General features: G+C 65.4%; 20 protein-coding genes. 8 read left to right on the forward strand and 12 right to left on the reverse strand.

Translation table 11 applies throughout. The features are described 5' to 3' along the window. Nucleotides 1-31 precede the first annotated feature (31 nt). Together ACIQUG_RS25280 and ACIQUG_RS25285 are read left to right on the forward strand one after the other, a co-directional pair. Nucleotides 32-976 carry an acetamidase/formamidase family protein gene (locus ACIQUG_RS25280; protein WP_192450159.1) on the forward strand — a complete coding sequence of 315 codons (945 nt, stop codon included), beginning with the start codon at nucleotides 32-34 and terminating at the stop codon, nucleotides 974-976. Beyond that, nucleotides 973-2,643 (forward strand): ABC transporter ATP-binding protein, encoded by a 1,671-nt coding sequence (locus tag ACIQUG_RS25285; RefSeq protein WP_402324871.1) that lies wholly within the window; start codon nucleotides 973-975, stop codon nucleotides 2,641-2,643. The genes ACIQUG_RS25280 and ACIQUG_RS25285 overlap by 4 nt, the downstream gene beginning before the upstream one ends. Nucleotides 2,644-2,713: 70 nt before the next feature. Here ACIQUG_RS25285 and ACIQUG_RS25290 read toward each other — a convergent pair whose 3' ends face one another. Both ACIQUG_RS25290 and ACIQUG_RS25295 read right to left on the reverse strand, forming a co-directional pair. Next, the gene (locus tag ACIQUG_RS25290; protein ID WP_402324873.1) at nucleotides 2,714-4,087 is read right to left on the reverse strand and encodes an ATP-binding protein; all 1,374 of its coding nucleotides are present in this window, start codon (nucleotides 4,085-4,087) and stop codon (nucleotides 2,714-2,716) included. Continuing rightward, on the reverse strand, nucleotides 4,087-4,749 hold the full coding sequence (locus ACIQUG_RS25295; RefSeq protein WP_402324874.1) for a response regulator: 663 nt from the start codon (nucleotides 4,747-4,749) through the stop codon (nucleotides 4,087-4,089). Before ACIQUG_RS25295 ends, ACIQUG_RS25290 begins: the two co-directional genes overlap by 1 nt. Nucleotides 4,750-5,014: 265 nt before the next feature. On the opposite strand from ACIQUG_RS25295, the gene ACIQUG_RS25300 reads away from it, so the two are divergent. After that, nucleotides 5,015-5,623 carry a L,D-transpeptidase gene (locus ACIQUG_RS25300; RefSeq protein WP_402325199.1) on the forward strand — a complete coding sequence of 203 codons (609 nt, stop codon included), beginning with the start codon at nucleotides 5,015-5,017 and terminating at the stop codon, nucleotides 5,621-5,623. Nucleotides 5,624-5,808: 185 nt separating this feature from the next. Then, the gene (locus ACIQUG_RS25305; protein ID WP_043622551.1) at nucleotides 5,809-6,525 is read left to right on the forward strand and encodes a L,D-transpeptidase; all 717 of its coding nucleotides are present in this window, start codon (nucleotides 5,809-5,811) and stop codon (nucleotides 6,523-6,525) included. Nucleotides 6,526-6,573: 48 nt separating this feature from the next. Here the strand turns inward: ACIQUG_RS25305 and ACIQUG_RS25310 are convergent, their stop codons facing one another. The 4 genes from ACIQUG_RS25310 to ACIQUG_RS25325 all read right to left on the reverse strand — a co-directional run bounded on the left by ACIQUG_RS25310 (nucleotide 6,574) and on the right by ACIQUG_RS25325 (nucleotide 10,110). Beyond that, nucleotides 6,574-7,413, reverse strand: coding sequence for a L,D-transpeptidase (locus tag ACIQUG_RS25310; RefSeq protein WP_402324875.1), 840 nt, complete (start codon nucleotides 7,411-7,413; stop codon nucleotides 6,574-6,576). Nucleotides 7,414-7,496: 83 nt separating this feature from the next. Continuing rightward, nucleotides 7,497-8,486, reverse strand: coding sequence for a murein L,D-transpeptidase family protein (locus ACIQUG_RS25315; RefSeq protein ID WP_205237004.1), 990 nt, complete (start codon nucleotides 8,484-8,486; stop codon nucleotides 7,497-7,499). 330 nt (nucleotides 8,487-8,816) lie between these two features. Next, a complete protein-coding gene (locus ACIQUG_RS25320) occupies nucleotides 8,817-9,071 on the reverse strand; it encodes a hypothetical protein (protein WP_043622555.1) in 255 nt (84 codons plus the stop codon). A 130-nt stretch (nucleotides 9,072-9,201) separates the two neighbouring features. Then, the gene (locus ACIQUG_RS25325; RefSeq protein ID WP_402324876.1) at nucleotides 9,202-10,110 is read right to left on the reverse strand and encodes an SDR family oxidoreductase; all 909 of its coding nucleotides are present in this window, start codon (nucleotides 10,108-10,110) and stop codon (nucleotides 9,202-9,204) included. 89 nt (nucleotides 10,111-10,199) lie between these two features. On the opposite strand from ACIQUG_RS25325, the gene ACIQUG_RS25330 reads away from it, so the two are divergent. Together ACIQUG_RS25330 and ACIQUG_RS25335 are read left to right on the forward strand one after the other, a co-directional pair. Next, the gene (locus ACIQUG_RS25330) at nucleotides 10,200-10,772 is read left to right on the forward strand and encodes a TetR/AcrR family transcriptional regulator (protein WP_402324877.1); all 573 of its coding nucleotides are present in this window, start codon (nucleotides 10,200-10,202) and stop codon (nucleotides 10,770-10,772) included. Between the two features lie 169 nt (nucleotides 10,773-10,941). Next, nucleotides 10,942-11,919 (forward strand): serine hydrolase domain-containing protein, encoded by a 978-nt coding sequence (locus tag ACIQUG_RS25335; RefSeq protein WP_402325200.1) that lies wholly within the window; start codon nucleotides 10,942-10,944, stop codon nucleotides 11,917-11,919. A gap of 37 nt (nucleotides 11,920-11,956) precedes the next feature. On the opposite strand, the gene ACIQUG_RS25340 is transcribed toward ACIQUG_RS25335, so the two are convergent. The 5 genes from ACIQUG_RS25340 to ACIQUG_RS25360 all read right to left on the reverse strand — a co-directional run bounded on the left by ACIQUG_RS25340 (nucleotide 11,957) and on the right by ACIQUG_RS25360 (nucleotide 16,390). Beyond that, nucleotides 11,957-12,763, reverse strand: a complete 807-nt coding sequence (locus tag ACIQUG_RS25340) for an arginase family protein (RefSeq protein WP_402324878.1) — start codon at nucleotides 12,761-12,763, stop codon at nucleotides 11,957-11,959. 342 nt (nucleotides 12,764-13,105) lie between these two features. Beyond that, a complete protein-coding gene (locus tag ACIQUG_RS25345) occupies nucleotides 13,106-14,122 on the reverse strand; it encodes a zinc-binding alcohol dehydrogenase family protein (RefSeq protein ID WP_402324879.1) in 1,017 nt (338 codons plus the stop codon). A gap of 41 nt (nucleotides 14,123-14,163) precedes the next feature. Beyond that, nucleotides 14,164-15,264, reverse strand: a complete 1,101-nt coding sequence (locus ACIQUG_RS25350) for an alkene reductase (protein ID WP_402324880.1) — start codon at nucleotides 15,262-15,264, stop codon at nucleotides 14,164-14,166. Nucleotides 15,265-15,323: 59 nt separating this feature from the next. Next, entirely contained in the window at nucleotides 15,324-15,995 is a 672-nt protein-coding gene (locus ACIQUG_RS25355; protein WP_402324881.1) for an SDR family oxidoreductase, read from the reverse strand. A 2-nt stretch (nucleotides 15,996-15,997) separates the two neighbouring features. Further along, nucleotides 15,998-16,390: a glyoxalase gene (locus ACIQUG_RS25360; protein WP_402324882.1), complete on the reverse strand. Its 393-nt coding sequence runs from the start codon at nucleotides 16,388-16,390 to the stop codon at nucleotides 15,998-16,000. Nucleotides 16,391-16,481: 91 nt separating this feature from the next. On the opposite strand from ACIQUG_RS25360, the gene ACIQUG_RS25365 reads away from it, so the two are divergent. After that, nucleotides 16,482-17,399: a LysR substrate-binding domain-containing protein gene (locus tag ACIQUG_RS25365; protein WP_402324883.1), complete on the forward strand. Its 918-nt coding sequence runs from the start codon at nucleotides 16,482-16,484 to the stop codon at nucleotides 17,397-17,399. A 64-nt stretch (nucleotides 17,400-17,463) separates the two neighbouring features. Here ACIQUG_RS25365 and ACIQUG_RS25370 read toward each other — a convergent pair whose 3' ends face one another. Next, nucleotides 17,464-18,453, reverse strand: coding sequence for a GlxA family transcriptional regulator (locus tag ACIQUG_RS25370; RefSeq protein ID WP_402324884.1), 990 nt, complete (start codon nucleotides 18,451-18,453; stop codon nucleotides 17,464-17,466). Nucleotides 18,454-18,560: 107 nt separating this feature from the next. On the opposite strand from ACIQUG_RS25370, the gene ACIQUG_RS25375 reads away from it, so the two are divergent. Then, entirely contained in the window at nucleotides 18,561-19,178 is a 618-nt protein-coding gene (locus ACIQUG_RS25375; protein WP_402324885.1) for an isochorismatase family protein, read from the forward strand. The last annotated feature ends 4 nt before the right edge of the window (nucleotides 19,179-19,182 follow it).

Raw genomic sequence — 19,182 nt, forward strand, 5'->3', positions numbered from 1 at the left:
GGGAGCCTTTCTTACGTTTGGGAGAGAGTTCATGTGCGTTGCCTGCACACACACCATCCATCGCGCCAAGCACCATTTCGGCTGGAACCGCGACTTCAAGCCGACGCTGATTGCCAAGCCCGGTGAGACCATCCATTTCGAATGCCTCGATTCCTCCGGCGGCCAGCTTGGCGCCGGCTCGACGCTCGAGACCTTGGCCTCGCTCGATTTCGACAGGATCAACCCGGTGACGGGTCCTGTTTATGTCGAGGGCGCAAAACCCGGCGACGCACTGAAGGTGACGATCCGCCGCTTCGTGCCCTCGGGCGTCGGCTGGACGGCCAACATTCCGGGCTTCGGCCTGCTTGCCGATCAGTTCACCGATCCGGCCCTGCACATGTGGTCCTACGATGCGAATACCATGGCGCCGGCGCTCTATGGGCCGGGCGGGCGCGTGCCGCTGAAGCCGTTTGCCGGCACGATCGGCGTGGCACCGGCAGAACCCGGCCTGCATTCCGTCGTGCCGCCGCGCCGGGTCGGCGGCAATCTCGACATTCGCGATCTGACATCGGGCGTCACGCTCTATCTGCCGGTCGAGGTCGAGGGCGCGCTGTTTTCGATCGGCGACACGCACGCGGCGCAGGGCGACGGCGAAGTCTGCGGCACGGCGATCGAAAGCCAGATGGAGGTGGAAGCGACGATCGAGCTCGTCAAGGACGCGCGTCTCGCGAGCCCGCGCTTCACCACGCCGGGTCCGGTGACCCGTCATCTGGATGCCGCCGGCTATGAGGTGACAACCGGCATCGGCCCGGATCTGATGACCGGCGCGCGCGAAAGCCTGATGCGTATGATCGACCTGCTTGGCGCCGAACACGGCTTGAGCCCGGTCGATGCCTATCTGCTCTGCTCGGTCTGCGGCGATCTCAGGATCAGCGAAATCGTCGACCAGCCGAACTGGGTCGTTTCCTTCTACTTCCCGAGGATCGTCTTTTCGTGACAACGGCAGTACCCGTGCTCGGCATCGATGGCCTCTGCGTCGATGCACTGACGCCGCAAGGACCGCGAAGGGTCCTTGATGCCGTCAGCTTCAACCTCATGAACGGCGAGACGCTGTGCATTGCCGGCGAGAGCGGCTCGGGCAAATCCGTGACCTCGCTCGCCGTCATGGGGCTGCTACCGAAAGCCTCGCTCCGGATCGCCTCCGGCAGCATCAAGCTCGAAGGGCGCGAACTCTCGAAGCTCTCCAACAGCGCAATGCGCAGCGTGCGCGGCGGCGATGTCGCCATGGTCTTTCAGGAGCCGATGACATCGCTCAATCCGGTGATGTCGATCGGCGAGCAACTGACCGAGGCCATCCGCGAACATCAGGGATCTGAGGGAGGAACGGCGAGCGCCGTCGCCCTGCGCATGCTGGATGCGGTGCACATCACCGAGCCGGCGCGGCGCATGACGCAATTTCCGCACGAGCTTTCGGGCGGCATGCGGCAGCGCGTGATGATCGCGATGGCGCTCTCGTGCCGACCCAAGGTGCTGATCGCCGACGAGCCGACGACGGCGCTCGACGTCACCGTGCAGGCGCAGATCCTGACGCTGATGAAGGAGCTGAAGCGCGAATTCGGTGCCTCGATCGTGCTCATCACCCATGACATGGGCGTGGTCGCGCAGATGGCCGACCGCGTGGTCATCATGCAGCAGGGCCGCATCGTCGAGCAGGGCGACGTGCTGCCGATCTTCCGCTCGCCGCGCGAGCGCTACACGCAGGAGCTATTGGCGGCCGTGCCGAGGCTCGGGGCGCATGCCGGCACCGACGGCCCACCGCGTATCGCCGCCGCGGCTGCGGCAGCGGTCCCGCGCACCGCAAGCCCGGTCCTCTCGGTGCGCGACCTTGCCGTCTTTTACGGCAAGAAACCGGGTGGTCTTCTGGGCGGAAAGAAGCAGGCGGCCGCCGTCAGCGACGTTTCCTTCGACATCTTCCCCGGCGAAACGCTGGGGCTCGTCGGCGAAAGCGGATCGGGCAAGTCGACCACCGGCAAGGCAGTGCTCGGCCTCATTCCATTCGATGGCGATGTGGCGATCGACGGCCAGCAGATCGGCGCGCTGTCGCAGCGCCAGATGCGTCCGGTGCGCCGGTCCGCGCAGATGATCTTCCAGGATCCCTATGCATCGCTCGACCCGCGCATGGCCGTCGGTGCGGCGATCGCCGAGCCGCTGCTCATCCATGGCATCGGCAATCGCAGCGAACGCACGGATCGCGTTGCCGACCTGTTGCGCCGTGTCGGCCTTGGACCTGATGCCGCCAGCCGCTATCCGCACGAGTTTTCCGGGGGGCAGCGACAGCGCATCTGCATTGCCCGCGCGCTGGCGGTCAACCCGAAGCTGATCGTCGCGGATGAAAGCGTGGCCGCCCTCGACGTTTCTGTGCGGGCCCGCGTGCTCGACCTGATGCTCGAGCTGCAGGAGACGATGGGGCTCGCCTATCTCTTCGTCTCGCACGACATGGCCGTGATCGAGCGGATGTCGCACCATGTCGCCGTCATGCGCGGCGGCCGCATCGTCGAGATGGGAACGCGCCGCGCCGTGTTCGAGGATCCGCAGGACGCCTATACCCGGGCGCTGATGGCCGCGGTGCCGCTGCCGGACCCGCCGATGCGGAAAAGCGCCTAGAGCGATATCAGAAGAAGGCGGGTGCGGTTTGCCCCCGCATCCCGCTGCTGCTCGAAACAGCCCGGCTCGCTCATTGCGCGAGGGCCTGCGGCAACACGATGCGGGCCGAGAGACCTCCGCTCGGTCGGTTGCGCAATTCGAGCTCGGCGCCGGTTCGGTCAAGCGCCCGCTCGACGATGCTGAGGCCGAGCCCGCTGCCGGCAGCCGCCTTGAACCGGCCGCGGAAGAAGCGCTCGGTCACGCGCGGCATTTCCTCCTCGGGAATACCGGGCCCTTCGTCGTCGATCGCGATCACCAGATGCTGGCCCCGACGCTCGGCGTGACAGCGAACCGTTGCGCCCGGTGGCGAATGGTTGACGGCGTTTTCGAGCAGGTTGCGCGCCGCGAGCCGGAAGAGGTCCGGATCCATGCTGATGCGCAGACCGGACATCGCCGCGTCGATCACGACATCGACGCGATGCGCCTGACCGGCAAGTTCGGTCCTGAGACTTGCCAGCATCTCGCCGACATCGAAGCCGGCTGCCGGCCTGGCGCTCTCGGTGGCTTCGACCGAGGCGATGTCGAGCAATTGCCGCACCAGCTTGCCGGTGCGGTCCACCCCGGCGACGATCTGCCCGAGCGCCTTTTCGCGGATTTCTCCGTCGTCGCTGGCGAGCGCCACCTGCGCTTGCGTCTTCAGGCCGGCGAGCGGCGTGCGCAATTCGTGGGCGGCAAAGGCGATGAAGTTCTGCTCGCGTTCGCGGGCGCCGGCAACGCGGGCAAAGAGGCCGTTCAGCGACTTCAGCACCGGGCTGATCTCGCGCGTCGTGCCGGTGTCCTCGATCGCGTGCAGGTCGGAAGCTTCACGCGCGGCAAGATCGCCGGCAAGCTTGCGCAGCGGCGCGAGGCCACGCCCGACGCAGAGCCAGATCAAGACGGCCAGAAGCGGAATGATCAGCAGCGCCGGCAGCAGCAGCCCCTTGACCAGGTCGTTGACCAGCCGGTCGCGGATGCGCAGGTTGTCGCCGACGAGCACGCGCACGCCGAGGCTCGCATTCTCCACCGCAAAGACGCGCCAGGTCTCGCCGTTGATGACGGTTTCGGAGAAGCCCATCGCATGGGGCGCAAGCGTCGTGTCGGGCGCGCTGTCCGATTTGCCGATCAAGGTTCCGTCCAGCGACCAGATCTGGCAGGAAAGCTGGCGGTCGTAATGCGGGTGCTCGAGCAGCGGGATCCGGATCGCGCTCTGCGCCGGGCGGCTGACGGGGGTATCGCCTTCCTCCTTCATCATGTCGGGGCTGACGATCAGCGAATTCACCATGCGCGCCGCCTCCATCAGCCGCGCGTCGAGCACGCGCTCCACTTCGGCGCGGGTGCTGAGGAAGATCCAGACGGTGGCCGACAGCCACAGAAGGCCCGTCGTGATCAGGAGGATGGCGAAAAGCCGGGCGCGCAGCGATTGCATCAGCCGGCTCCGCCGAGCCGATAGCCGATGCCGCGGATGGTTTCGATCAGTCCCGGGCCGAGCTTGTTGCGCAGATGGTGGATGTGCACCTCGACGGCATTGCTCTCGATTTCCTCCTGCCAGCCGTAGAGTTTGTCCTCCAGCTTGGTCTTGGAGAAAATGACCCCCGGGTGCGCCATCAGCGTATGCAGGATGGAGTATTCGCGCCGCGACAGCTGCACCGGCTTGCCCGCCTGTTCCACCGATTGCCTGGCCGGATCGAGCCTGAGCGTCGACCATTCCAGCGCGGCGGTCGCCCGGCCGCTGGAGCGTCGCGCCAGCGCCCGAAGCCGGGCGGCGACCTCGTCGAGGTCGAAGGGTTTGCCGAGATAGTCGTCGGCGCCGGTATCGAGGCCGGCGACGCGGTCGCGCACGGTGTCGCGTGCGGTCAACAGCAGCACCGGAATGTCGCTCTGCCTGGCGCGCAGGTCCCGCAGGATGTCGAGGCCGGAGCCGTCGGGCAGCATCAGGTCGAGCACGACCGCGTCGAAGCCGTTGGCGGCAAGCGCCGTCGCGGCCGCGTCGCAGGTGCCGACGGCATCGGTGGTGAAGCCCGCCAGCGCCAGGCCGACCTTCAGGCCGTCTCTAAGGATATCGTCGTCTTCGACGATCAGGACTCGCATCGCTACTCCTAACATTTTTGAGAGCGCGATCCTTTAACCGCTCCCTTAAGGCAGCCTTAAGGTAGGACTTCCCTCTGAGGCAGCATTGCAACAATCGAATCGTTGAATGCCCGATATGACCGAAGCACACGAGCCTTCTTCTTCCACGGCCGATCACAAGACCGGCATCACGCTGACCCGCCGCAGTCTCGTCGTCGGCGTGGCCTCGCTGTTCATCACCGGCTGCGCGACCGCCCGCCCGACGCCGGCGGTGGTGCCGGCGGCCATGACGCCCGTGCGCCCGGCAGCCGGGCGCACGGTGCCGCCGATGTACTATGCAATGCCCGACGAACAATTTCCGATCCCCGAGGTGAAGATCGCCGAGGTCGATCCGAAGTTCTGGCGGCAGGAGGTGGACTATCCGACCAGCGAGCGGCCCGGAACGCTAATCGTCGATACGCCGGCGAAATATCTCTATCACGTGCTGCCGGGCGGCCGGGCGATGCGCTACGGCATCGGTGTCGGGCGCGAGGGCTTTGCCTGGTCGGGCCGGGCGATCGTCGCCTACAAGCGCAAATGGCCGCGCTGGACGCCGCCCGACGAGATGGTGGCGCGTCAGCCGAAGCTCGCCCCCTACAGCATCGCCAATGGCGGCATGCCTCCGGGCATCAAGAACCCGCTCGGCGCCCGCGCGCTCTATATCCACAAGGACGGCAAGGACACGCTCTATCGCATCCATGGCAGTCCTGAGGCGTTTTCGATCGGCAAGGCGGTCTCTTCCGGCTGTATTCGCCTGCTCAACCAGGATGTCGTCTACCTTCACGATCAGGTCCGCGACGGCAGCACCATCGTCGTCATTCCGGATCCGACCAAGGGCGACATGGCGATCGGTTAGGCGAGCGCAGGCGGCGAGCGCGGGAATTCTGCAACACTTCGAAGATGAGTCCCGCCTCGCGCAAGCGATCCACGCCAAAGAAAGATTTTCACCACATTTCGGTCACGGTTCGGCCCAACAGCCTTGGGCCTCCCCTCGGATCCTCCCAACCGAAATCTCCAACCCTGGAATGAATTAAAGTGTCGATGAATTTGTCCCGCCGGTCGCTGCTCGCGGTGGTCGCCAGCTCTGTTTTGAGCGCCTGCACGCAGATCCCGAAACCCGAACCGAAGCCGAAGCTGATCGAGCCGATCGCCGGTGACGGCGGCTCGCCGGAGAAGGCGGCGGATGCGGCGGGCGTGCCGACGAAGACCTTCGACTATGCGAAGGTCTACGCCCCGGTGAAGGACGAAGGTTACGACGTTCCGGGCATCCAGTACACCGAGATCAAGTCCCAGTTTCTGCGCCAGGAAGTGGCTTACGCCACCAACGAGCCGCCCCATTCGATCGTCGTCGATACCAACACGATGTTCCTCTACTACGTGCTGCCAGGTGGCCGTGCGATCCGCTACGGCGTCGGTCTCGGCGCGGCCGGCCGCGCCTGGAAGGGACGCGCCGTGGTGCAGTGGAAACGCAAATGGCCGCGCTGGACCGTGCCGGACGATATGGTGGCGCGCCAGCCCCATCTCAAGAAGTACGGCATCGATGCCGGCGGCATGGATCCGGGCCTCGACAATCCGCTCGGCGCCCGCGCCATGTACATTTTCCAGAACGGCCAGGACACGCTCTACCGCATCCACGGCTCGCCGCAGTGGCGCTCGATCGGCAAGAATGCGTCGGCCGGCTGCGTGCGCATGCTGCAGCAGGATGCGATCGACCTCTATGATCGCGTCAGAGGCAAGACGCCGCTGCTCGTCCTGTAACGGGTGACACTCTGGCGGAATTTCATCGCCCTTGCCGGACGGATTGCCTCAGAGCGGCTGCGGAAGCGGCAGCCCGTCCGGTCCCATCAGCATATAGTCCGGCGACCGCCGCACCGGCTGCGAGTCGGGCAACGGTTGCCCATCCGGCAGGGGCTGCGCGTCCTGCATCGGCTGGGATTGCACCATGCCGCCGCCCGAGAGGTCGGTGACGACGATCGGCGTGCCGTTCGGCACGCGGTTGTAGAGATCGACGACGTCCTGGTTGATCATGCGCACGCAGCCCGACGACACCGACTTGCCGATCGTCCACCATTCCGGCGAACCGTGAATGCGGTAGAGCGTGTCTTCGCCGTTCTGGAAGATGTACATGGCGCGGGCGCCGAGCGGGTTCTTGAGGCCGGGATCCATGCCGCCGGCCTCGATGCTGAATTGCTGCAGCTCGGGCTGGCGCGCCACCATCTCGTTCGGCGGCTTCCAGCGCGGCCATTCGCGCTTGTACTGGATGACGCCGCGGCCGGCCCAGGCGAAACCGGCGCGCCCGAGGCCGACGCCGTAGCGCATCGCCTGGCCGCCTTCATAGACGCGGTAGAGAAAGTGGCTGCCGACATCGACGACGAGCGTTCCCGGCTTTTCACCGGTCGGATCGGCGACCATCTGGCGATAGAAGCGCGGATCGATCTTCTCGTAGGGAATGGCCGGCAGCGGGTAGGTCTCGTTCGGCTTCTCGCCGTACATGTCGGCCAGGAACGTATTGGTCTCGGGCATCGGTTCCGGCGCGTAGGAGCGCGTCACCGTTGGCCGCGGCGAGGCGCAGCCGGCGAGACCAGCGGCCGCCAACCCGGCGGAAAGCTGCAGGAAGGCGCGGCGGCGGATCTCTCTTTCGGGCATGGAATCCTCGATCGTCCTCTATTCGCTACCGGCGATGCAACCGACCCTTTAAGTCAATTGTGCGTCTCCAGCCGACGGAACGATCACAGGCCGGCGTAAGGGTCCGCCAGCGCCGCTTCGGGTCGGCTGATAGGATACTTAGTTCCCGAGATCTTCGCGGCCAGCTTTTCAGCGCCGTTTTTCTCAAGAAGCGCCCGGAAGCTCGGATGCATGCCGCCGTCGACATAGGCGTTGATGGGCGCCGACGTCTGATTGGCCATCATGCCGGCGAGCTTCGCGTCCTCCGATTGCAGCCGCGCCACCAGTCCGGCATCGGGCGTGGAGATCGCCGCCGGGCAGGCGGCAAGCGGGTCGGACGGTTCGCCATCGGCAAAATCGGTGTTGAAGACGTAGCGGCGGCCGCAGGCCGCAACCTTCGGCTGGCGCTTCGTCGCCTCGAAGATGTCGTAGCCCTGCTTGATGTTCTTCCAGAAATCGAAGTTCGGGTCGCCGCGGTGCTTGGCCATGTTCTCCGCCGTCATGCGGAAGGGATAGGCCTGCACCTGGAACGTGCCCTGGCCGCCGGCGAGCGCGCGTTGCACCACGGCATAGATTTCGCCGACGCCCTGGTCGGTCATGGCGTAGCAGCCGGACGACGAACAGGCGCCGTGCACCATCAGCGCCTCACCGGTGTAGCCGAGCGCGGATTCCAGCCGGTTCGGGTAGCCGAGGTTAAACGACAGGAAATATTGCGATTTCGGGTTCAGCATGCCGGCCGAGACGTGGTAGAAACCTTCCGGCGCCTGGCGATCGCCCGACTTCGTCTTCGGGCCGAGCTTTCCGGACCAACGGCACATGGGGTAGCTCTTCAACAGCGCGTACTGGCCCTGCTTGTTCTGCTTCCAGACCTCGAGTTCGCTTTCCTGCTTGAAGATGCGGATCAGCACCGGGCTTTCCGGCTTGCTGCCGTTCTTTGCCATCGCGGCGATCAGCTTCGCCGGGATCGGCGGCGGCTCGCGCACGTCGTCGGCGTCGAGCGCCATGCAGCCGGACAGCGCGAGAGCCATCGCGCCGATCGCCAGGGCATGCCGCATCCGTCGCAACTGCGCGAATATCCTGCCGGCCTGGGGTGTCTCGGAAGAGGGGCTCTTGATCGTCTCGCGCCGCATGCGGGCTCCTGGAAATGCTTCCGCCACCAAGCGTCCTCGTGTGGCGTGGTGCCGACCCGAAGCGTTCGACGCAGTTCGGTTCAGCCTTGAGTTCAGCGATTAAGCGGTGACAGCCCTGGCTGCAAGCCTTTGTCCCTGGCACTCGCGATCAACAATTCTTGAACGCGCGCCGCCATAGCTGACCGCCGATTGGGTCGATGTTGAGACAAGATGGTGAATTTTTTCTCAACGCCGGCGCCGGGACGTCCCGATGCGTCAGTCCCGCGGTTCGCTGCCGGGCGCGTAGACGGTCTTCTGCTTGAAGGCGAAGACGTTGCCGCAGCGGCAGCGCACCATGTGCTTGGCGGGGTCGGGAGAATTGCGCTCGGTGGAGAAGCCCTTCGGCATCACGTCGATGGTAAAGCCGCGACTGCTGCCCTTGCCGCTGTCGTTTTCCGACGCTTCGGCGAAGCCGGCGGCGCCGCATTTGGCGCATTCCAGCTTTCTCGAATACCGATCCCGCGATGCCATGTTCAATCACACTCGATAGCGCTGCCGCATCCAGAAGGGGGCCGGCGGCGCTGGGGTTGCCCGAAACACCGAACTATAGGAGCCGGCTCGCCGTTTCAAGTTTGCCGGTGACGGGTTTTGGCGGCACCGCCTAGCGATAGCCGGTCGCGTCGGCCGGCTTGTTTGCCTCCATGACCTCGCGCATGTAGCGCCAGCAATCGGGCCGCGAGCCGTCGAGATCGGTAAAGCCGTAGACCTGCGCCAATCCGCCGCTCGACAGGGACTGGCCGTTCCAGCGGGCCTTGTCCGGATCGGCCGCGAGCGCCGAAATGGCGCGGCCGACGAAGCGCGGCGTTTCCGAAATGACGAAATGCGGCTGGTTCTTCGTGGCGTCCTGCCAGTTGTCTTCGCGGACTTCGAAATGTTCGAGCATCATCTCCGAGCGCATCCACCCCGGCGTGATCGAAACCGCGGTCGCACCGTGCGGTGAAAGGTCCTTGGCGTGGGCCCAGGCCATGCGGTTGGCCGAAACCTTGGCGAGATCGTAGAAAGGCGACAGCCGGTAGTTTTCTGCATTGTATTCGGCGGTGCCGTCGGTCACCTCGACCAAGAGGCCGCCGGGTTTCTCGATCATCAGCGGCAGGGCGTAGTGGGCGGTGATCAGGTGGGTATCGACACCGAGATGCAGAAGCTTCAGCCCGTTTTCGAGATTGTGCTCCCAGACCGGCTTGTTCCACTCGAACAGCAATTCGCCGCCCCAGACGTCGTTGACGAGGATGTCGAGCCGTCCCTGTTCACTGCGGATGCGCTCGACGAGCGCCTTGACCTGCTCCGGTTGCAGATGGTCGACCTGGACGGGAATGCCCTTGCCACCGAGGCTGGTGACGATCTCGGCGGTTTCCTCGATCGTTTCGGGGCGCCTGTAGTCGGACTGCTGTTGCCGCGTCGTACGACCGGTCACGTAGACGGTGGCGCCGGCGGCGCCAAGTTCGGTCGCGATGCCGCGCCCGCCGCCGCGCGTCGCGCCAGCGACGAGGGCGACTTTGCCTTCGAGCGTCATGATTTTTCTCCTTCATGGCCGACTGCCAACTGGCATTTCCCGGCTCGTATGATATATAAATGATTGTTCGGTTATAAATGAGAGTCAAGATGCCTCGCCCAAAAACCATGCCAGACGAAGAGGTGCTGGCCGCCGCCTTCGCATTGATGCGGGCCGATGGACCCGATGGCCTGACCTTCGCGGCGCTCGCCGCGCGCACGGGCCTTTCCGGCGCAACGCTGGTGCAGCGCTTTGAGAACAAGGCGAAGTTGATCCAGCGGGCGCTCATCCAGGCCTGGGATGGCCTGGACGGGCAGACGGCGGAGCTGATGGTGAGCGTGCCGCGAACACCGGAGGGCGCTGTCGCGCTGCTGGTGGGTCTCTCGGGCGATTATGGCGGGATCGACAGCTATGCCGACGACCTCCGGATACTCCGCGAAGACCTGCGCGATCCTCTGCTGCGTGCCCGCGGCGCGAAATGGCGTGACGTGCTCTCGGGTGTGCTCGACGAATGTCTCGCCGGTCTGCCCGCTGCGAGCCCGGGGCTCGGTCTTCTGATGGCGTCGCAATGGCAGGGATCGTTGCTCTGGTGGAGTTTCGACCCGAAGATGCCGGTGACGGCCTTTGTCGAGCAGAGCCTGACGCGTTTCGTCGAAGCCTTCGCACGGCGGCCGGAGGGCTGAGTTCGACGGTGGCGCCCCGTTCACCGGGCTGTCAAATCGCCGTGAGATGGCCGTGCGGTGGATGACGGCGGCGCAAGCCGGTCTTAGATGCTGATCCATGATCAGATTTGCCGCAGTCATCGTCGCCCGCTTCGCCGCCTTGGCCCTCGTCGTCTCGACGCTCGTAGCCATGCTGGCCGTGGCCCAGACGCCATCGCCGGTTTCGGCCTTGCTGGACGAACTGGCCTCGCGGCCGGACCTCGATCCTCTGAAGACCGTGATCGTCGCGCGCGAGGGCAAGATCGTTGCCGAGCGTGGTTACGGTCGCAACCGCGTGACGGACTCGACCAACATCAAGTCGGCCTCGAAATCGATTATCTCGGCGCTGGTCGGCATCGCTATCGACAAGGGGCTGCTCGACGGGACGGATCAGAAGATCGCGCCGATCCTGAAGGCGGACCTGCCGGCCTCCCCGGATCCGCGCATCAACGACATCACCATCGGCCACTTGCTTTCGATGCAGGCGGGGCTTGGCCGTCTCTCGGGGCCGAACTACGGTCGATGGGTCGCCAGCCGCAACTGGGTGCGCACCGCGCTCGCCCAGCCCTTCGACGACGATCCCGGCGGCGAGATGCTCTATTCCACCGCCTCCACCCATCTGCTTTCGGCGATCCTGACGAAAGTCAGCGGCAAGTCGACCCTGACGTTGGCGCGCGAGTGGCTGGGGCCGCTCGAAGGCTTCCGCATCGGGGCCTGGGACCGCGATCCGCAAGGCATCTACCTCGGCGGCAACCAGATGGCGATGAGCCCGCGCTCGCTGCTTGCCTTCGGCGAACTCTATCGCAATGGCGGTCGCACCGCGGCAGGCCAGCAATTGGTCTCGGCAGGGTGGATCGCGGCCTCCTGGCAGCATCGCACCAATTCGCGCTTCTCCGGCGACGAATACGGCTATGGCTGGTTCGAGCGCCAGATCGCCGGCGAGGAGGTGCATTTCGCCTGGGGCTATGGCGGCCAAATGCTCTACATCGTCCCGAGCCTCGATCTGACCGTGGTGATGACCTCGGCCGAAAGCGGTCCGTCTGCCCGCAACGGCTACCGCGACGCGCTGCATCTGGTGCTTGGCGAGATCATCACGAAGGTGAAGGCCGAACCGGAAACGGACGGGTGACGAGGCGTCGACCGCGCTGACTCGATACTGATTTGCGTCAGGCCAGCAACGGTTCCACGATGCCGAGCAGGCATTCGATCGCAGCTTCATCTCTTCGCACGTCCTCGGACGCTTCGAATTCCGCGAGTTCGATGCCGGCGATCTGATCTTTCGGGATCGCCGCGAAGATGGCGCGCAAGGTCTGCGGATAGAGGCCGTCGCCGATGGCATAGGCGGCCGGCACATGGTTCGGCTCGAGCACGTCCCAATCGACATGGATCCAGACCGGCGCATCGCCGATCAACAAAAGAATGGCCTCCGGGGTCGCTTCCGCGGGCGGTACGATGCGCACGCCCGCCTGCTGCAAGAGATCCATCTCCGCGGGATCGATGTCGCGCGCGCCGACGATGACGATCTGTTCCGGGTTGAGCCCGCTGCCGTGGCCGCTTTCCCAAAGCCCGCAGGCGGCGGCCAGCACCATGCCGCCGAGATAGCCGCTTTCGGTTGTCTGCGGCGTGTTGAAATCGCCATGGGCGTCGATCCAGAGCACCACCGCGTCGGCGCGTTCCCGCGCAACGACAGGCAGTGTCGCAAGGCTGGCGGAGCAGGTATTGGCGATGAAAAGCGGTTTGTGGTCACGCGCAAGCGTTGCGGCAATCGCCGCCTGCAGGCCGGCCAGGGTCTCCCCGGCCTCGGGCAGGCTTGCCGACCAATCGTCTTCCTTCGCCGGTGACGGGCTGCCGATAGTGATCGGCTGCAGCCCGGTGCGCTTGCCCAGAGCTTCTGCCGTCAGGGCCGCCCCGGGGATGGCGCCAGGCGTTCTGTCGGCGATGCGTCCCTGGGAGACGACGAGTTCGTAGGGCACGGGCATTCTCCTTGCATTTTCTTCGGGCGTTTACGCCGGCCTTTTCGCGCGCCGCGAGGCCGCCTGTTTGGGCGCTTTTGGGCGGATGTGTTGGGATTGGCCTGAAAGGAAGCCTCGAAGAATCGATATATCTGATTGAATATATTGATTGCCCGGCTGCCGCAATTTCATTTGGGCGAGCGTTGATGCGATCGCTGTGCACGGGGCGCCGAGTCGCGGCGATCGGCAATGTTGCCCGGCGGTTTGGCGCGGCGCGGTTTGCTGCCGAAATTTCAGAGGGGGGCGCTTGCCGCAATCTGTCTCGCGGCAAGCGATTTCAATTTGGATCGACGATTGTGGCGGTTAGCCGCCAAAGCCTTCGATGACGATCTTGCCCTTGGCGGCCCCGGTCTCGATACGGCGATGCGCTTCGCGCAGGTTCGCCGCGTTGATCGGCGACAGCACCTCGGCAAGTGTCGTCTTCAGCCGTCCGGCGTCGATCTCGTCGGCGACGAAGCTGAGCAGATGATGCTGCTCGATCATGTCGGGCGTCTGGTGCATCGGACGGGCGAACATGAACTCCCAGTGCAGGCTCGCCGCCTTGGTCTTCATGCCGGCCATCGGCATCGGCACGTCGGTGTTGTCGATCGAGACGATGCCGCCTTGCGGCCGGATCAGCTCGACGGCGTCGTCCCAGTGGCGCATGTCGTTGAAGATGGCGATGTGATCGACATGGGTAAAGCCGAGCGCCCGGACCTGCGCGACCAACGGTTCGCGATGGCTGACCACGTGGTCGGCGCCGAGTTCCTTGACCCAGGCGATGGTTTCCGGCCGCGATGCGGTGGCGATGACGGTGAGGCCGGCGCGCTTTGCCAACTGGATGCCGATCGAGCCGACGCCGCCGGCACCGCCGACGATAAGGATCGACTGGCCGCGGTCGGCGCCGTCCCGGTCGATGCCGAGCCGGTCGAAGAAGGCCTCATAGGCGGTGATCGTCGTCAATGGCAGGGCGGCCGCTTCCGCAAAGGACAGGTTCTTCGGCTTGCGCCCGACGATGCGCTCGTCGACCAGTTGATACTGCTGGTTGGATCCCGACCGCGTCAGGTCGCCGGCGTAGTAGACGGCGTCTCCAGGCTGGAACAGCGTCACGTCAGGACCGACGGCCTCGACGATGCCGCTTGCGTCCCAGCCGAGCACGCGCGGCGTTTCCTCGACCTTGTCCTTCGGCGCGCGCATCTTCACGTCGACCGGATTGACCGCGACGGCGCGGACGGCGACCAGGATGTCATGCCCCTTGGGTTCCGGCTTCGAGAGCTCGACATCGAGGAAACTCTCCGGGTCGGAAACCGGGAGATAGCGGGTGAGGGCGACAGCTTTCATGAGTTGCTCCTTTGTGGGGTGAAGAGGTGTGATTGCCGCGGTCATGCCACGCGCTCGAGTGTCGGATAGCTAGAGTAGCCTTCGGCGCTACCGCCGAAAAGCGTGGCCCCGTCGAAGGTTGCGAGCGGCAGTCCATCTTTCAGCCGGCGCGGCAGGTCCGGATTGGCGATGAACGGGCGGCCGAAGGCGACGATGTCGGCAAGACCGGCGGCAAGGATCGCCTCGGCCTTGTTGCGATCATAGCGGCCGGCGACGATGATGCGGCCGGAATAGGCGGCGCGCAGTTCGCGGCGGAAGTCGTCGGGGATAACGGGCGCATCGTCCCAATCGGCTTCCACCAGATGGATATAGGCAAGGCCGACGCGGGCGATTTCACGCACGGCTTTCAGGATCGTCGGGATGATCTCGTCGTCCTCCATGTTGCGCTGGGTGATATAGGGCGAAAGCCGGATGCCGACGCGGGAGGCGCCGATCTCGCCGGCAACCGCCTCGGCGACCTCGGCCAGGAAGCGGATGCGGTTATCGGCCGGGCCGCCATAGCGGTCGTCGCGTCGGTTGGACGAGCGGCGCAGGAACTGGTCGATCAGGTAGCCGTTGGCGCCATGGATCTCGACGCCGTCAAAACCGGCTTCGATGGCGTTTGCTGCCGCCTGGCGGAAATCCTCGACGATGCCGGCGATCTCGCTCAGCGCCAAGGCGCGCGGCACGGGACTGTCGACCATCGCGCCGATGCCGGTTTCCCGATCAGCCACCCAGACCTTTGCGTCCGGCGAAATCGCAGACGGTGCCACCGGGCTGGCGCCGTCGTGGAAACTCTCATGGCTCATGCGGCCGACATGCCAGAGCTGCAGCACGATGCGACCTCCGGCCCGGTGCACGGCGTCGGTGACGAGCCGCCAGCCGGCGATCTGCTCGGGAGAGTGGATGCCGGGTGTAAACGAGTAGCCCTGGCCCTGCGCCGAGATCTGGGTGGCCTCGGTGACGATGAGGCCGGCCGAGGCGCGCTGGGCATAGTACTCGGCCATCAGGGCGTTGGGCACGTTGCCCGGCTGGCTGCTGCGGGCCCGCGTCATCGGCGCAAGCGCGATGCGGTTGGGCAGGGTCAGCGATCCGAGCGAGATCGGAGAAAAGAGCGATGGCATGGTGAGATCCTTGGTGAGGGGCGGTCGCCGAGCGACCGGGCAAAGCGTGGAGAGGCGCGTCAGTTGATCAGCGCGCCGCCTTCGATGTCGATTACCGAGCCGGTGACGAAGGGATTGTCGATGGCGAAGAGATAGCCTTGGGCGATATCTTCGGGTTGCCCGGCGCGGCCGGCCGGCAGGGTTGCTGCAGCGCGATCGAACATCGCGTCGCGCGCCTCGCCGGTCATGCCGGCATAGGCTTCCGTCCGCGTCAGGCCGGGGCTGACGACGTTCACCCGCAGCGGGGCAAATTCCCTGGCCATGACCTTGGCGGTCGCTTCGAGTGCCGCGTTCATCGCCGTCTTGACGAAGGTGCCGGGGACCGTTCGGCGGGCGAGGAAACCCGAGGTGAAGGTGATCGTACCGCCGGCGCGCATATATCGGGCAGCCTCCCGAGCGAGCACGACCGATCCCCAGAACTTGACGTCGAAGGCCGCCTTGGCGGCATCGAGATCGACATCGCTCACCTTGCCGCCGGGCGCGGCCGAGCCGGCGGTCATGATCAGGTGGTCGATCGGCCCGAGCCTGCGGAAATAGACAGCCACTGCTGCGGCATCGGCAAGATCGAGACCGGTGGCGCGGCTGGCGATCTCCACCCGGCCCGGGCGCTTGGCAAGCGCCTTGGCGACGGCGGCGCCGATGCCGCTGGTGCCGCCGATGACGACGGAGACGGTGGTGTCAGTGAAGGTCATGGTCATTCTCCGGGATAAACGGTGGGAACGGGTTCGGAAAAGACGGCTTCGAGCAGCGGTCCGCCGGGTGCGCGCAGGAACAGCCGGCGCTCGCCGATGTCGGCAAGGTCCATGGTCGAATAGGGAATGGCGAGCCGGTCGAGCCTGGCGCGAAAGGCGGCGTAGCCTTCGAGCCGGAAGCCGACATGGTCTATCGCCTCGGCCGCCCGCTCAAAGCCCATGCCGCGGCTACCGATGATGTGCACGATCGGCTTGCCTTCGGCATAGAGCCAGCAGCCGGGTATGTGGCGGATCGCGGCCGGACGTTCGCCGACGGTGAGATGGAAGACCGTTTCGAAGAACGCGCGCGTCCCGTCGATATCGGCAGTGCGAATGGTGACATGGTCGAGCTGCATCACGCGTCTCCTTTCGCTACGGAATTTAGCGCTTGCGGCGCATCCGGATAATTGGCTTAGTTCCAAAATTATATTTCGGAGAAATCGAAAGATGCTGCTCGACAATCTGGCCCTGTTCCTTTTGATCGTCGAAAAGGGCGGGCTTTCCGCTGCCGGTCGCGAGAAGGGGTTGTCGCCAGCCTCTGTGTCCGAGCGGTTGGCTGCACTGGAAGCGCACTATGGCGCGGCACTTCTGAAACGGACGACGCGGGCGATCAGCCTGACGGAGGAGGGGCGCCTGCTGGTGGACGGTGCCCGCCGGTTGCTGGCGGAGGCCGACGAACTGGAAAGCGGCATCCGCTCGGGCACGCGCACGATCTCCGGCCCGATCCGGCTGAGTGCGCCGGAGGATATGGGGCGGCGCTATATCGTGCCGATCCTCGACCGGTTTCTCGCCGAGCACCCCGACGTGACGGTCGACCTCAATCTCACCGACGGCTACCTCGACCTGGTTGGCCAAGGCATGGATTTCGCGATCCGCCACGGCGTGCTTGCCGACAGCACGCTGCGGTCTCGGCCGCTCGGGGAGAACCGGCGCGTGGTGTGTGCGGCGCCGGCCTATCTCGATGCCATTGGGCGACCGGAGCACCCCGACGATCTCTCCCGCCACGACTGCATCATTATGCGCTTCGGCGCCAATCTCGATCGCGAATGGGCCTTTCAGGTGGACGGCAAGCCACACAGGGTGATGGTGCGCGGCCGGCGCGTCGCCAATGACGGTGGGTTGGTGGCGCAGTGGTGCCGCGACGGCCACGGCATCGCGTTCAAGTCCGTCTGGGACATCGCCGAAGACTTGGCGTCCGGCGCGCTCATCGAGCTGTTGTCCGAATTTGCGGTGGGCGAAACCGGGCTTCAGATCGTCTATCCGCCGCTGAGCGTGCAGCCGCGCCGGGTGCGACTGTTGATCGACCGCATCGCGTCGGAGTTGGGATCGATCGCGAACGGTGTAGCAGCTACGAAGCGAAGCTGAGAGCGGACGCAGCCGTCCATCCCTTGCGCCCGGGTTGCCGCAGACGCGCAAGCGTCCAGCTCTCTTAGCGTACAGTTTCCAACATCGACCGGCTGCGGAACTGCCGGCGATAGCTCGCCGGCGAAATGGAAAATGCCCGGGTGAAATGCTGGCGGAGCGAGACGGTGGAGCCGAAGCCGGCCATGTCTGCGATGTGATCGACCGCACAGGAACCGGTTTCGAGCAGGCGCTGCGCCACCGCGAGCCGCTGCGCCAGCAGCCATTGCGTGAAGGTCGTCCCGGTCTTCTTGCGGAAATGACGGGTGAAGCTGCGCAGGCTCATGCCGGCGTGATCGGCGAGGCGCTCGAGCGACAGCGGCTCGTCGAGATGTTCAATCGCCCAGGCGATCGTCGCTCCGAGCGGGTCGCCGCTGCCGGGGGCGGGGAGCGGCGCTTCGATATATTGCGCCTGGTCGCCCTGGCGGTGCGGTGCGACGACCAGCCGGCGGGCGATGCGGTTGGCGATCTCGGCGCCATGGTCGTTGCGCACGATGTGCAGGCAACAGTCGATCGCTGCCGCCGTTCCAGCTGATGTCAGGATATCGCCTTCGTCGAGATAGAGCGCGTTCCGGTTCAGCGCGACTTGCGGATAGGCGCGTTCGAATTCGTCGGCCCAGGCCCAGTGCGTCGAGGCGGCCCGCCCGTCGAGCAGACCGGCTTCGGCGAGCACGAAGGTGCCGAGGCAGAGACCGACAAGCCGGGCGCCACGGGCATGGGCGGCGCGCAAAGCGTCGAGCAGCCTTTTCGACGGGCGGTTGCCGGGATCATCCCAGGCCGGCACGACGATCGTATCCGCCCCCGCGAGGCTCGCGAGATCGTGCTCCACCTCGATACTGAAGCCGGACATGGTGCGGATGGACCCGGTCTCTTCTCCAGCGACCAGCAGTCGGTAGCGCGGCGCCCCAAGCTTCAGGAGGTCGTCGCCGAAGACGATGCAGGGCACAGAGAGGTGAAACGGGCTGATGCCCTTAAAGGCGACGATGGCGATGGTGTGCATGTCCTGGCCGATACTCATTCACTCAACTTGGCCGGAACCTATCACATATTGTCGTTCAGGCCACTTTCGCGTGGAGGCCGCTTTGACGATCTTCGCGGGCGTCGAAACGCGAAAGGAAACCTCTGATGACACAGCACCCGACCATCCGCACGATTGCCGGCGCTCCGGCGCCTAAGAGCCTCGATCCCCAGACGACGGCGCTTTTGGTGATCGATTTCCAGAACGAGTATTTTGCCGGCCGCATGCCGATCCCGGACGGCGAAAAGGCGCTCGTGAATGCAAAGCGGCTGATCGCGCGCGCCGATGCCGAGGGCATGAAGGTCTATCATGTCAAGCATGTCACGCCGGCCGGCAGCCCTGTGTTTGCCGAGGACAGCGAGACCTCGGCGTTTCACCGGGACATTCAGCCGGCTGCGAACCATTCGGTGGTGCGCAAATCGTCGGTCAGCGTTTTTGCCAGCACGGATCTCAGCACCCAGTTGAAGCAGGCGGGCGTCGATACGCTCGTCATGTCAGGGCTGATGACCCATGCCTGTGTTGCCGGCGCAGCACGCGATGCGGTGCCGCTCGGCTTCAGTGTCATCGTCGCTTCGGACGCCTGCGCGACGCGTGATCTCGACACGGGGGATGGCGAGGTCGTTGCGCATGCGATGCTGCATCGCGCATCTTTGGCGACGATCGACGACACCTTCGGCGATATCCTGACGACCGACCAGGTTCTGGCGCTGCCGCGCCGATCCTGATTGT

Source organism: Ensifer sp. NPDC090286 (assembly GCF_044769565.1).
Lineage (GTDB): Bacteria > Pseudomonadota > Alphaproteobacteria > Rhizobiales > Rhizobiaceae > Ensifer.